Below are 13555 nucleotides of genomic sequence, written 5' to 3'. Positions count from 1 at the left end.
TCTCCTTTAATCATTCATACAGGGAATGAATTATGAAAATCACTCTCAGCAAACGAATCGGCCTGCTCGCTTTTCTGCTGCCTTGCGCACTGGCACTGAGCACAACTGTTCATGCCGAAACTAACAAACTGGTGATTGAGTCTGGCGACAGTGCACAAAGCCGCCAGCACGCCGCTATGGAAAAAGAGCAATGGAATGACACGCGCAATCTGCGTCAGAAAGTGAATAAACGCACTGAAAAAGAGTGGGATAAAGCCGACGCCGCTTTTGATAACCGCGATAAATGTGAGCAAAGCGCCAACATCAATGCCTACTGGGAGCCAAATACTTTGCGCTGCCTGGACCGTCGAACTGGCCGCGTTATTACCCCCTAACCTGTTATTGATTTAAGGAATGTAAGGACACGTTATGCCAAGCGCCCACAGTGTTAAGCTACGCCCGCTGGAGCGTGAAGATTTACGCTATGTACATCAACTCGACAATAACGCCAGTGTGATGCGTTACTGGTTTGAGGAACCCTACGAAGCCTTTGTTGAACTCTCTGATCTGTATGATAAGCATATTCACGATCAGAGCGAACGGCGCTTTGTGGTGGAATGTGACGGCGAAAAAGCCGGTCTGGTGGAGCTGGTGGAAATTAACCATGTACATCGCCGGGCAGAATTTCAGATAATTATCTCCCCGGAGTATCAGGGGAAAGGTCTGGCAACCCGTGCCGCCAAATTAGCAATGGACTATGGCTTTACCGTTCTCAATCTCTATAAGCTGTATCTGATCGTTGATAAAGAGAATGAAAAAGCGATTCACATTTACCGCAAGCTTGGCTTTTCGGTTGAAGGTGAATTGATGCACGAGTTCTTTATTAATGGTCAATATCGTAATGCCATTCGCATGTGTATATTCCAGCATCAGTATCTGGCAGAGCACAAAACACCGGGTCAGACTCTCCTGAAGCCGACCGCACAATAGCATTAATAATAATCGATCGTATTTTTGATGGTGTAAACCCGTTCGACGGCGGGTTTTACTCCTTCATCAACAATGATTAGCTGACAGTCCACCGGATTAGCGTGACTGTCATATTCACAGCTCTGTTTTACATTACCAACCCGTTGATTATTCAGTAAAGTAACCGCTGTGTAATCTAATTTTTTGATCGGATCCGTTGATGGCGTGGCGCTGACAGATAATGTTTTGTCGTTACTTTTCGTGGTTTTACCCAGCGGATAACCCTGATCATCATAGCGATATTCCATCTGCATTTGTTTGCTGCTGGCTTTAATCACGAAGCCATTATCATCGGTTTCCCAACTCACCCCGGCAGAAGGTAATTCTGCTAGCTGGCATTTTCCCTGTAAACGTACTCTCTTCTCCAGCGTCTCGGCATCACGGTAATAATTGGCGTCCAGTACCAGAGCGACCACGGTATTATTTTCCAGATCCAGTAATTCGAGTGAATCAAAACAGCCTTCTTCCGACAAAGTCCCAGAAACACGTTTCGTCACTTCACCTTGCTCATCCATTAATGTCTGAGTGAAATCTTTTACCGGACCACGCAGCGGATCAAAATCGAATTCATTAGAGAAACTGGCCATCTCAGGGGTAAATGAAAGTGTTACCTCTGTGCGGTCACATCCTGTGAGGAATATCGCGAGTAAGCATGGTAGTAATTTGTATTTCACAACAGTCACCAGAGAGTAGAGATGATTCTCAATCATAGTAGCAAATACAGTACTTTACACGTTAAATGCTATGCTTAAAGAAGTTATCTTCGCGTAAGGAGCTTATGATGAAACTCTCAACCTGCTGTGCCGCGCTTCTGCTCGCCCTCGCCTCACCCGCGGTACTCGCCGCGCCGGGATCCTGTGAGCGCATACAGAGCGATATATCACAGCGCATTATCAATAATGGCGTACCCGAAAGCAGCTTCACGTTAAGTATTGTACCCAATGACCAGGTTGATCAGCCTGATTCCCAGGTCGTCGGGCATTGTGCTAATGATACGCATAAAATTCTCTACACCCGCACCACCAGCGGTAACGTCTCTGCTCCCGCGCAGTCTACCCAGGATGGCGCGCCTGCCGAACCGCAGTAATACATTATCGACTGAACGCCGGATACGACACATCCGGCGATTTGAACATACAACATAATCCCACCTTATTACTCATACCCTTCTATTGATATGGATTAATAATTCTTAACCCAAAATGGGTAGACTCCCTCTATTGTTAGCGCGCTAAATATTCAATATATAAACATTTATATAACGATAAAGAACAGGGAGTGAGTTATGTCCAAAAATGACCGAATGGTGGGCATCAGCCGCAGAACACTCGTTAAATCAACCGCGATAGGTTCTCTGGCGCTGGCTGCAGGCGGTTTTTCTTTACCGTTCACCCTGCGCAGTGCAGCGGCAGCGGTACAACAGGCCAGCGAAAAAGTGATCTGGGGTGCCTGTTCCGTCAACTGTGGTAGCCGCTGTGCACTTCGTCTACATGTTAAAGATAATGAAGTCACCTGGGTGGAAACTGACAACACCGGCAGCGACGAGTATGGCAATCATCAAGTACGCGCCTGTTTGCGTGGTCGATCCATCCGCCGGCGTATTAATCATCCCGATCGCTTGAATTACCCAATGAAACGCGTGGGTACACGCGGTGAAGGCAAATTCGAACGGATTAGCTGGGATGAAGCCCTGGATACTATCGCCAGTAGCCTGAAAAAAACCGTCGAACAATATGGCAATGAGGCTGTATATATTCAGTACTCTTCGGGGATTGTTGGCGGCAATATGACCCGCTCTTCGCCATCAGCCTCGGCGGTCAAACGCCTGATGAACTGCTACGGCGGTTCACTCAATCAGTATGGCTCCTACAGCACCGCGCAAATTTCCTGTGCCATGCCCTACACCTACGGCAGTAATGATGGCAACAGCACCACGGATATTGAAAACAGCAAGCTGGTCGTGATGTTTGGTAACAACCCGGCAGAAACCCGCATGAGCGGCGGTGGCATCACTTATCTTCTTGAAAAAGCGCGCGAGAAATCGAACGCCAAAATGATTGTTATCGATCCGCGATATACCGATACGGCTGCTGGTCGTGAAGATGAATGGCTCCCTATTCGCCCGGGCACCGATGCCGCGCTGGTTGCGGGTATTGCCTGGGTATTGATTAACGAAAATCTCGTTGATCAACCTTTTCTCGATAAATACTGCGTCGGCTATGACGAAAAAACCTTACCCGCAGATGCACCCAAAAATGGTCACTATAAAGCCTATATTCTTGGTGAAGGTGATGATAACACAGCGAAAACGCCGCAGTGGGCTTCGCAAATTACCGGTATCCCGGTAGACCGTATCATCAAACTGGCGCGTGAAATTGGCACAGCAAAACCCGCTTATATCTGCCAGGGCTGGGGGCCGCAACGCCAGGCAAACGGCGAACTGACTGCACGCGCTATTGCTATGTTACCTATTTTGACGGGCAATGTCGGCATCAGCGGCGGAAATAGTGGCGCGCGTGAATCGACCTATACCATTACCATAGAACGCCTGCCGGTGCTGGATAATCCGGTCAAAACGTCAATCTCCTGCTTCAGCTGGACAGATGCTATCGATCATGGTCCGCAAATGACGGCAATCCGCGACGGCGTCCGCGGCAAAGATAAACTGGATGTGCCCATTAAGTTCATCTGGAACTACGCGGGAAATACCCTCGTTAATCAGCATTCTGACATCAACAAAACGCATGAAATTCTGCAGGACGAATCGAAATGCGAAATGATTGTGATCATCGAAAACTTTATGACCTCATCGGCAAAATATGCCGACATTCTGCTGCCAGACCTGATGACCGTTGAGCAGGAAGATATTATTCCTAACGACTACGCCGGTAACATGGGATATCTCATTTTCCTCCAGCCTGTCACCAGCGAAAAATTCGAACGCAAACCGATTTACTGGATCCTGAGTGAAGTCGCGAAACGTCTTGGACCTGACGTCTATCAAAAGTTCACAGAAGGTCGCACGCAGGAACAATGGTTACAACATCTGTACGCCAAAATGCTTGCCAAAGATCCGGCGTTACCGTCTTACGACGAACTGAAAAAAATGGGTATCTATAAGCGTAAAGATCCCAATGGCCATTTTGTCGCCTACAAAGCATTTCGTGACGACCCCGAGGCAAATCCACTTAAAACGCCTTCCGGTAAGATTGAAATTTATTCCAGCAGGCTGGCGGAAATTGCCCGTACCTGGGAACTGGAAAAAGATGAAGTGATAAGCCCATTGCCAGTTTATGCCTCAACCTTTGAAGGCTGGAACTCCCCTGAACGTAGAACCTTCCCACTGCAACTGTTTGGTTTCCATTACAAATCCCGTACTCACTCGACCTACGGCAATATTGATCTCCTGAAGGCTGCCTGCCGTCAGGAGGTGTGGATCAACCCTATAGATGCGCAGAAACGTGGGATTGCCAACGGCGATATGGTGCGGGTGTTTAACCATCGTGGCGAAGTTCGGCTACCAGCCAAAGTAACACCACGTATTCTCCCTGGAGTTAGCGCTATGGGCCAGGGAGCCTGGCACGAGGCCAATATGTCTGGCGATAAAATCGACCATGGCGGCTGTGTGAATACGCTAACCACTCTGCGCCCTTCACCACTGGCGAAGGGAAACCCGCAGCACACTAATCTGGTCGAGATCGAAAAAATATAACCCACGACAACCATAAATTCTGGCATGACATTTTGTTTGAAAAGCAATAAGTGAGTAATGATGAAAATCCATACCACAGAGGCGCTCATGAAGGCTGAAATCAGCCGTAGAAGTCTGATGAAAACCTCCGCACTTGGCAGTCTTGCGCTGGCAAGCAGTGCTTTCACTCTGCCATTTTCCCAAATGGTCCGGGCGGCAGAGGCTCCGGTAGAAGAGAAAGCGGTCTGGAGTTCCTGCACCGTTAACTGCGGGAGCCGCTGTCTGTTACGTTTGCATGTGAAAGATGACACCGTGTACTGGGTGGAGTCTGATACGACAGGTGACGACGTCTACGGTAACCATCAGGTTCGAGCGTGTTTACGCGGGCGCTCTATCCGCCGACGGATGAATCATCCTGATAGGTTGAAATATCCCATGAAGCGCGTCGGCAAGCGCGGTGAAGGTAAATTTGAACGGATAAGTTGGGACGAAGCCCTGGATACCATCAGTGATAATCTTCGGCGGATCCTGAAAGATTACGGCAATGAGGCTGTACATGTCCTGTACGGAACAGGCGTAGATGGCGGAAACATCACCAACTCAAACGTCCCGTACCGTCTGATGAACTCTTGCGGTGGTTTTCTCAGTCGCTATGGCAGCTACAGTACCGCACAGATCAGTGCCGCAATGAGTTATATGTTCGGTGCCAATGATGGCAACAGCCCGGATGATATCGCCAATACGAAACTGGTCGTTATGTTCGGAAATAACCCGGCAGAAACGCGGATGAGCGGCGGTGGTGTCACTTACTACGTCGAGCAAGCCCGCGAACGTTCAAACGCACGCATGATCGTCATCGATCCACGTTATAACGACACTGCTGCCGGGCGTGAAGATGAATGGCTGCCCATTCGCCCTGGCACCGATGGCGCACTGGCCTGTGCGATTGCCTGGGTACTGATTACTGAAAACATGGTCGATCAGCCATTTCTCGACAAATATTGTGTTGGTTACGATGAAAAAACGCTGCCCGCCAACGCACCACGTAACGCGCATTATAAAGCCTATATTCTGGGCGAAGGGCCTGACGGCATAGCTAAAACGCCGGAATGGGCAGCAAAAATCACCAGCATCCCGGCAGAAAAAATTATCCAGTTGGCACGAGAGATCGGTTCAGCAAAACCTGCTTATATTTGTCAGGGTTGGGGGCCACAACGACATTCCAACGGCGAGCAAACGTCCCGCGCTATTGCCATGCTTTCCGTTCTCACCGGTAACGTCGGCATAAACGGCGGCAACTCAGGTGTACGCGAAGGTAGCTGGGATCTGGGGGTAGAATGGTTCCCGATGCTTGAGAATCCTGTTAAAACGCAGATTTCCGTCTTTACATGGACAGATGCCATCGACCATGGTACGGAAATGACCGCGACCCGTGATGGTGTTCGTGGAAAAGAAAAACTGGATGTCCCCATCAAGTTTTTATGGTGCTACGCCAGTAACACATTGATCAATCAACATGGCGACATCAATCACACCCATGAGGTGCTTCAGGATGACAGCAAGTGCGAGATGATTGTTGGCATTGACCACTTCATGACGGCCTCGGCTAAGTATTGCGATATCCTGTTGCCCGACCTGATGCCAACAGAGCAAGAAGACCTTATCTCTCATGAATCTGCAGGGAATATGGGCTATGTGATCCTCGCCCAACCCGCAACCTCAGCAAAATTTGAACGCAAACCCATCTACTGGATGCTGAGTGAAGTCGCCAAACGCTTAGGACCAGACGTTTATCAAACCTTTACTGAAGGTCGCAGTCAGCATGAATGGATCAAATATCTCCATGCGAAAACGAAGGAACGTAACCCTGAGATGCCCGACTACGAGGAGATGAAAACGACCGGGATCTTTAAGAAAAAATGCCCGGAAGAACACTACGTCGCTTTCCGCGCATTCCGTGAAGATCCACAGGCAAACCCGTTGAAAACACCTTCGGGGAAAATCGAAATTTATTCGGAACGACTGGCGAAGATTGCAGATACCTGGGAATTGAAAAAAGATGAAATTATTCATCCCCTTCCTGCGTATACCCCAGGTTTTGATGGCTGGGACGATCCCCTGCGGAAAACCTATCCACTGCAGTTAACGGGCTTCCACTACAAAGCGCGTACCCACTCCAGCTACGGCAATATTGATGTGTTACAGCAGGCCTGCCCACAAGAGGTGTGGATCAACCCCATTGATGCTCAGGCACGCGGTATCCGTCATGGCGATACCGTGCGGGTATTTAACAATAATGGAGAAATGCTGATTGCCGCAAAAGTGACTCCGCGTATTCTGCCTGGCGTTACCGCCATCGGGCAAGGTGCGTGGCTTAAAGCGGATATGTTTGGTGACCGGGTCGATCACGGCGGCAGTATCAATATTCTGACCTCTCACCGCCCTTCACCGCTGGCAAAGGGAAACCCGTCGCACAGCAATCTTGTCCAGATCGAAAAGGTTTAAGGAGTAGCCCATGACCACACAATATGGATTTTTTATCGATTCCAGCCGCTGTACTGGCTGTAAAACCTGCGAACTGGCGTGCAAAGATTTTAAAGATCTTGGCCCGGAAGTCAGTTTCCGCCGTATTTATGAATACGCTGGCGGCGACTGGCAGGAAGATAATGGCGTCTGGCACCAGAACGTGTTCGCTTATTATCTCTCCATCTCCTGTAACCATTGCGATGACCCCGCATGTACAAAAGTCTGCCCCAGCGGCGCAATGCATAAGCGTGAAGATGGCTTTGTGGTGGTTGATGAAGATGTTTGTATCGGCTGCCGCTACTGCCACATGGCTTGTCCGTACGGCGCGCCACAGTACAATGCTGAAAAAGGGCACATGACGAAGTGCGATGGTTGTTATTCGCGCGTCGCCGAGGGGAAACAACCCATATGTGTCGAATCCTGCCCGCTGCGTGCACTTGAGTTCGGTCCAATTGAAGAGCTGCGCCAGAAGCACGGCACTCTGGCTGCCGTCGCGCCACTGCCGCGCGCGCATTTCACAAAACCCAATATCGTTATCAAACCTAACGCCAACAGCCGCCCGACCGGCGATACCACTGGTTATCTGGCTAATCCGGAGGAAGTGTAAAATGGGAAATGGATGGCATGAGTGGCCACTGGTTATCTTTACCGTATTGGGTCAATGCGTAGTAGGCGCGCTGATTGTTAGCGGAATTGGCTGGTTCGCCGCCAAAAATGACGCAGACCGTCAGCGTATTGTCCGTGGCATGTTTTTCCTCTGGCTGTTGATGGGCATCGGGTTTATTGCCTCTGTCATGCACCTGGGATCGCCACTGCGGGCGTTTAACTCGCTGAATCGAATCGGAGCTTCTGGTCTGAGTAACGAGATTGCTGCCGGTTCCATATTTTTTGCCGTTGGCGGACTATGGTGGCTGGTGGCGGTCATCGGTAAAATGCCGCAAGCGTTGGGGAAACTCTGGTTACTTGTCAGCATGGCGCTCGGCGTCATTTTCGTCTGGATGATGACCTGCGTGTATCAAATCGACACTGTGCCAACCTGGCATAACGGTTACACTACGCTGGCTTTCTTCCTGACGGTATTGTTGAGCGGTCCAATACTTGCTGCCGCAATTCTGCGGGCAGCCCGCGTTACATTTAATACCACACCATTTGCCATCATTAGCGTTCTGGCGCTGATCGCTTGTGCCGGGGTGATTGTGCTGCAAGGTTTGTCTCTGGCGTCTATTCACTCATCCGTGCAACAAGCCAGCGCACTGGTACCAGATTACGCCTCCTTACAGGTCTGGCGTGTGGTATTGTTATGCGCAGGTCTTGGATGCTGGCTTTGCCCGCTCATTCGTCGCCGTGAACCTCACGTTGCCGGACTTATTCTGGGGCTAATCCTCATACTTGGCGGTGAGATGATCGGGCGTGTGCTCTTTTATGGCCTGCACATGACAGTAGGAATGGCTATTGCAGGTTAACAAATTGGTGCGGGGCAACCCGCACATTTCAGGATGTTAGGAATGACCCATTTTTCACAGCAAGATAATTTTTCTGTCGCGGCGCGCGTGTTGGGCGCGCTGTTTTATTACGCTCCAGAGAGTGCGGAAGCCGCACCTCTGGTTGCGGTACTCACCAGTGACGGCTGGGAAACTCAGTGGCCTCTACCAGAAGCGTCATTAGCGCCGCTGGTGACGGCTTTTCAGACACAGTGTGAAGAGACTCACGCCCAGGCCTGGCAGCGTTTGTTTGTCGGCCCGTGGGCACTGCCGTCTCCGCCGTGGGGGTCGGTCTGGCTGGATCGCGAATCTGTGCTGTTTGGCGATTCAACATTGGCACTTCGTCAGTGGATGCGCGAGAAAGGCATTCAGTTTGAAATGAAGCAAAACGAACCGGAAGATCATTTTGGTTCACTGCTGTTGATGGCTGCGTGGTTGGCGGAAAATGGTCGCCAGACAGAATGCGAAGAATTGCTGGCATGGCACCTTTTTCCGTGGTCAACACGTTTTCTTGATGTTTTTATCGAAAAAGCAGAACACCCTTTCTACCGTGCACTGGGTGAACTGGCTCGCTTAACGCTGGCGCAATGGCAATCACAACTGTTAATTCCTGTCGCGGTTAAACCGCTGTTTCGATAGGATCACCGTAATATTGCCGGATGGTGACGATTACGCGCAATCCGGCAATAATAGGTTACAGTGTCACGTTTTTTTTATCTCTTAAAGCACGCACTGCTTTTGCGGCTGGCCTCTTTTGCCGCAAAATAGTCGCCCGTGTTTCATTGCCCATTTCTGCTCATGCATCATCTACACATCTATCCGGATCTGCGCACTATGTTCCGCCGTCTGCTTATCGCAACAGTCGTCGGTATTCTCGCGGCCTTTGCCGTTGCCGGGTTTCGTCATGCGATGCTGCTACTGGAGTGGTTGTTCCTCAATAATGACTCCGGCAGTCTGGTCAATGCAGCGACAAACCTTTCCCCCTGGCGACGGTTGCTAACTCCGGCGCTCGGCGGACTGGCGGCGGGTTTGTTGCTGATGGGCTGGCAGAAATTTACCCAACAACGCCCTCATGCGCCGACCGATTACATGGAAGCGTTGCAAACCGATGGACAGTTCGATTACGCAGCAAGCCTGGTTAAATCGCTTGCCTCTCTGCTGGTAGTAACCAGCGGCAGTGCAATTGGTCGCGAAGGTGCGATGATTCTTTTAGCTGCCCTTGCCGCCTCCTGTTTTGCCCAACGTTTTACGCCACGCCAGGAGTGGAAATTATGGATCGCCTGTGGGGCCGCGGCGGGAATGGCTGCGGCCTATCGTGCCCCGCTTGCTGGCAGTTTATTTATAGCCGAAGTGCTGTTTGGCACTATGATGTTGGCCTCTCTCGGCCCGGTGATTATTTCCGCCGTCGTGGCATTGCTGGTTAGCAATCTGATTAATCATAGCGACGCGTTACTCTACAACGTACAACTCTCAGTGACGGTTCAGGCTCGTGACTATGCGCTGATTATCAGTACAGGTGTGCTGGCAGGTCTGTGCGGACCACTGTTGTTAACGTTAATGAACGCCTGTCATCGTGGATTTGTGAGTCTCAAACTTGCGCCGCCCTGGCAACTGGCACTAGGCGGGTTGATCGTGGGTCTGCTTTCCCTGTTCACACCTGCAGTGTGGGGCAACGGCTATAGCACCGTACAATCCTTTTTAACCGCCCCACCACTGTTAATGATCATTGCCGGGATCTTCCTTTGTAAACTGTGTGCCGTGCTGGCGAGTAGCGGTTCCGGCGCACCCGGTGGTGTCTTTACACCGACGCTATTTATCGGTCTTGCCATTGGCATGTTGTATGGTCGTAGCCTGGGATTATGGTTCCCTGATGGCGAAGAAATTACACTTTTACTCGGATTGACCGGGATGGCGACACTGTTGGCGGCGACCACGCACGCGCCGATTATGTCGACGTTGATGATATGTGAAATGACCGGGGAGTATCAGCTACTCCCCGGTTTATTGATTGCCTGCGTAATTGCGTCGGTAATTTCGCGGACGTTACACCGTGACTCTATCTACCGCCAGCACACTGCGCAGCATAGCTAAGCGGATGTATTGCCCCAGTTCACGCTGTTCGGCGCGCGGCAGATAAGGCAGTTCACCAATGAGCGGTGCCGGAAGTTTTTTACCCAGCACATCAATGATTTCCGCATAATGCGCCAGTCCTGGGTTGATTCGGTTAGCCACCCAGCCAATGAGCGGCAGCCCGTCGTTGGCGATCGCCTGAGCTGTTAGCAGTGCATGGTTAATGCAACCTTCCTGAATACCGACAACCATCAACACCGGCAGTTGTTCCTGCACTACCCATTCAGAGAGTGGACGCAAATCATTCATCAGACTGCGCCAGCCGCCAGTCCCTTCTACCACGACATGATCGACTTTTTCGGTCAGGTTTGCCAGGCCGTTTGAAATGAGGGTGTAATTGATTGGGCAACTGTGCGCCACGCTACTTTCTTCTTCGCTTAACGCGATAGGATTAACTGCTTCATAAGGCAGTTCGATGGTTGAAACACTCTGCAACACCAGGGCATCTTTATTACACAGCCCTTCGGGTGTCTCTTTGCTCCCCTTCGCTACGGGTTTATATCCCGCAACCGTTTTTCCCTGGGAGGCTAACGCTTGTAGCAATGCGCGGGAAACCACCGTTTTCCCTACAGAAGTGTCTGTACCGGTAATAAAGAAACGCTTCAGCATCACTAACTCCACCGTTATGCTTCACAAATATAAACCAGGAAAATAATTAACCTTGAAAGTCTAAGTTATGCTTTCCTGGCCCAAATTGAGATAGCGCAAATTTTGGTAGAACAGTTAAAAAATGTTAACCCTGCAACAGACGAATCAACAAAGAACCGTTATACATCGCGTCTTTTACCAGTGCAGCCCCTGCCATCGTGCCCTGGTTAGAAAACTGAGTACTCTCAACGCTGATGTGCTGACTATATGCAGGAAGGGCCTGCTGACGGATGCTGTCTGAGATGACCGGGAAGAGGATATCTGCCGCTTTACTTAACGGTGAGCCAATCAGTATTTTTTGTGGGTTAAATAAATTCACCATGATGGCAAGAATGCGCCCTACATGCGCGCCCACCCCGGTAATGATGTCTTTTGCCAGCAGATCGCCGCGCAATGCCGCCTGACACAATGAGTCCACGGTTAACGGTTGTCCATGTAACATCGAGCTCATGGATTGATTAAGACGCAGCTGTGCCAGCTCAAGAATACTGTCCACACTGGCGATGGTTTCGAGGCAGCCGTGATTCCCGCAATAACAGCGTTTCCCATACGGGTCGACCTGTGTGTGGCCTATTTCCACGAGACTACTGCTGCCTGCGTGTAGCAGATGACCATCGGTAATGACGCCCGCCCCCACGTTGTGATCGATAACCACCTGAATCACATCGCGCGCCCCGCGTGAGGCACCAAACAAGGCCTCTGCCATCGTCCATGCGCTGATATCATGCTGAATATAAACCGGAACGCCGGTATGCTGCTCCAGAGCCTCGCCGAGCGGCATCTCTTTTACATCCTCGTAGAACGGCATGCGATGTACAATGCCATTTTCCGTATCAATAATTCCCGGCAGGGTTATGGCAATCGAAGTTAGACGCTCAAGTTTTTTCTGGTGGCGGATAAAAAACTGATCGATATGGGAAATGATACGATCCAGCAATGGCGAGTCATCTTTTAACGCCAGTTCCTGCGACTCTTCCACCACCAGTTTGCTGCTCAGATCGCGCAGAGCAAGGAAAATCTCCCCGCGACTAATGCGCAGAGAAAGATAGTGCCAGGCTTCAGTTTCAACCACCAGCCCCACCGCCGGACGGCCACGGTTCCCCGCTTCTTTGATTTCCAGCTCTTGCACCAGGTGTGCTTCGAGCATCTCACGGACAATTTTAGTGATACTGGCAGGAGCCAGTTGCGCCAGACGGGAAAGATCGATACGCGAGACTGGACCAAGCTGATCAATCAGGCGATAAACCGCGCCCGCGTTGGTCTGCTTTATTTGATCAATGTGCCCAGGCTGGTTTTCAGCAACCACCGCATACTCCCTATATTTTCGCGCTCCGAAATAATCTGTAGGCTATGGTGAAGCACTTCAATACGTGTCGTCAAATTTTTACTTAGGCATGTGATTAACAGCACATTTTTCGGGCTTTTTCGCTGAAATTTCCCTCACCTGAGAGCATTCAGCAGATGAATACGAAAGTTACGCGCAGCTGGACTTTGTTCATGATGTTTCGGCCAGACCAACCACATTTCAGAAACCGCATCCTCTTCAGCAATCGGCACCCAGCGCATTTCGTTGAGCTGAACACGTTTAAATGAAGCAGGCAAAATTGAAACACCCAGACCGGCGGAAACCAGACCGATGATGGTCATTGCCTCGCCCACCTCCTGAGTGATGACGGGCGTCAAATGGTAACGTCGCATCAGTCCGAGAATATCGTCATACAGCCCTGTCCCGACGTGCGGATCAAAAAAGACAAAGGGTTCTTTCGCCAGTTCAGCCAGCGTTACATTCGGGTTATTTGCCAGGGGATGATCGTGCGGGATCATCGCCATAAGCGGTTCATGGACGATGACTGCGTGTTCAAGCGTCTCCGGTAACGCTGTGTTACGCAGCAATCCCATATCCAGCGTTCCTTCAATGAGCGGAGCGATTTGCTCACGAGTGTTCATTTCGCGGGTTTGTAAATGGACATCAGGATAATCACGGCGAAACAGCGATAACGTATCGGACACCGCCCGAATAAAAGGAGCGGACGAAGTAAAACCAATACGCAACTCCCCCGCTTCACCCTGA

General features: G+C 50.5%; 13 protein-coding genes. 9 read left to right on the top strand and 4 right to left on the bottom strand.

From position 1 onward, the window contains the following. Window positions 1–32 precede the first annotated feature (32 nt). Window positions 33–374, top strand: a complete 342-nt coding sequence (locus QZF50_RS11440) for a DUF1283 family protein (protein WP_000705197.1) — start codon at window positions 33–35, stop codon at window positions 372–374. 34 nt (window positions 375–408) lie between these two features. After that, complete coding sequence (speG, locus tag QZF50_RS11435; RefSeq protein ID WP_001138581.1) at window positions 409–969, top strand: spermidine N1-acetyltransferase; 561 nt, start codon at window positions 409–411, stop codon at window positions 967–969. A 2-nt stretch (window positions 970–971) separates the two neighbouring features. On the opposite strand, the gene QZF50_RS11430 is transcribed toward speG, so the two are convergent. Beyond that, entirely contained in the window at window positions 972–1682 is a 711-nt protein-coding gene (locus tag QZF50_RS11430) for a YnfC family lipoprotein (protein ID WP_001321287.1), read from the bottom strand. A 107-nt stretch (window positions 1683–1789) separates the two neighbouring features. Here QZF50_RS11430 and QZF50_RS11425 point away from each other — a divergent pair, with 107 nt between their 5' ends. From QZF50_RS11425 to clcB, 7 genes are all read left to right on the top strand, one after another. Then, window positions 1790–2095, top strand: coding sequence for a DUF1161 domain-containing protein (locus QZF50_RS11425; protein WP_001295396.1), 306 nt, complete (start codon window positions 1790–1792; stop codon window positions 2093–2095). Window positions 2096–2293: 198 nt separating this feature from the next. Next, window positions 2294–4720: a selenate/tellurate reductase subunit YnfE gene (ynfE, locus tag QZF50_RS11420; RefSeq protein ID WP_000041534.1), complete on the top strand. Its 2427-nt coding sequence runs from the start codon at window positions 2294–2296 to the stop codon at window positions 4718–4720. Window positions 4721–4780: 60 nt separating this feature from the next. Further along, on the top strand, window positions 4781–7204 hold the full coding sequence (ynfF, locus tag QZF50_RS11415) for a selenate/tellurate reductase subunit YnfF (protein ID WP_001340362.1): 2424 nt from the start codon (window positions 4781–4783) through the stop codon (window positions 7202–7204). A gap of 10 nt (window positions 7205–7214) precedes the next feature. After that, window positions 7215–7832, top strand: coding sequence for a DMSO reductase like molybdoenzyme iron-sulfur subunit YnfG (ynfG, locus tag QZF50_RS11410; protein WP_000213028.1), 618 nt, complete (start codon window positions 7215–7217; stop codon window positions 7830–7832). A 1-nt stretch (window position 7833) separates the two neighbouring features. Next, entirely contained in the window at window positions 7834–8688 is an 855-nt protein-coding gene (gene ynfH, locus QZF50_RS11405; RefSeq protein ID WP_000526492.1) for a selenate reductase membrane anchor subunit YnfH, read from the top strand. Between the two features lie 42 nt (window positions 8689–8730). After that, complete coding sequence (gene dmsD / locus QZF50_RS11400) at window positions 8731–9345, top strand: Tat proofreading chaperone DmsD (protein WP_000148710.1); 615 nt, start codon at window positions 8731–8733, stop codon at window positions 9343–9345. A 159-nt stretch (window positions 9346–9504) separates the two neighbouring features. Continuing rightward, window positions 9505–10797 carry a voltage-gated ClC-type chloride channel ClcB gene (gene clcB / locus QZF50_RS11395; RefSeq protein WP_001315626.1) on the top strand — a complete coding sequence of 431 codons (1293 nt, stop codon included), beginning with the start codon at window positions 9505–9507 and terminating at the stop codon, window positions 10795–10797. Here clcB and bioD read toward each other — a convergent pair. The 3 genes from bioD to QZF50_RS11380 form a co-directional block, all read right to left on the bottom strand. Beyond that, window positions 10750–11445: a dethiobiotin synthase gene (gene bioD / locus QZF50_RS11390; protein WP_061892366.1), complete on the bottom strand. Its 696-nt coding sequence runs from the start codon at window positions 11443–11445 to the stop codon at window positions 10750–10752. The two genes, clcB and bioD, sit on opposite strands and share 48 nt — an antisense overlap. A 124-nt stretch (window positions 11446–11569) precedes the next feature. After that, window positions 11570–12790, bottom strand: a complete 1221-nt coding sequence (gene mlc / locus QZF50_RS11385) for a sugar metabolism global transcriptional regulator Mlc (protein ID WP_000225276.1) — start codon at window positions 12788–12790, stop codon at window positions 11570–11572. Window positions 12791–12924: 134 nt separating this feature from the next. Then, window positions 12925–13555 (bottom strand): LysR family substrate-binding domain-containing protein (locus tag QZF50_RS11380; RefSeq protein WP_290388875.1); only part of this gene is annotated, 631 nt, incomplete at its 5' end.

This window comes from uncultured Escherichia sp. (genome assembly GCF_948475835.1).
GTDB lineage: Bacteria > Pseudomonadota > Gammaproteobacteria > Enterobacterales > Enterobacteriaceae > ECMA0423.
The sequence above is the reverse complement of the archived record's forward strand: the minus strand, read 5'-3'. Positions and strand labels throughout refer to the sequence as shown.

Excerpts from the sequence above, each read along its gene's own strand:
- QZF50_RS11440 (WP_000705197.1), top strand. The coding sequence starts at position 33 with ATGAAAATCACTCTCAGCAAACGAATCGGCCTGCTCGCTTTTCTGCTG.
- speG (WP_001138581.1), top strand. The coding sequence starts at position 409 with ATGCCAAGCGCCCACAGTGTTAAGCTACGCCCGCTGGAGCGTGAAGAT.
- QZF50_RS11425 (WP_001295396.1), top strand. The coding sequence starts at position 1,790 with ATGAAACTCTCAACCTGCTGTGCCGCGCTTCTGCTCGCCCTCGCCTCA.
- ynfE (WP_000041534.1), top strand. The coding sequence starts at position 2,294 with ATGTCCAAAAATGACCGAATGGTGGGCATCAGCCGCAGAACACTCGTT.
- ynfF (WP_001340362.1), top strand. The coding sequence starts at position 4,781 with ATGAAAATCCATACCACAGAGGCGCTCATGAAGGCTGAAATCAGCCGT.
- ynfG (WP_000213028.1), top strand. The coding sequence starts at position 7,215 with ATGACCACACAATATGGATTTTTTATCGATTCCAGCCGCTGTACTGGC.
- ynfH (WP_000526492.1), top strand. The coding sequence starts at position 7,834 with ATGGGAAATGGATGGCATGAGTGGCCACTGGTTATCTTTACCGTATTG.
- dmsD (WP_000148710.1), top strand. The coding sequence starts at position 8,731 with ATGACCCATTTTTCACAGCAAGATAATTTTTCTGTCGCGGCGCGCGTG.
- clcB (WP_001315626.1), top strand. The coding sequence starts at position 9,505 with ATGCATCATCTACACATCTATCCGGATCTGCGCACTATGTTCCGCCGT.
- bioD (WP_061892366.1), bottom strand. The coding sequence starts at position 11,445 with ATGCTGAAGCGTTTCTTTATTACCGGTACAGACACTTCTGTAGGGAAA.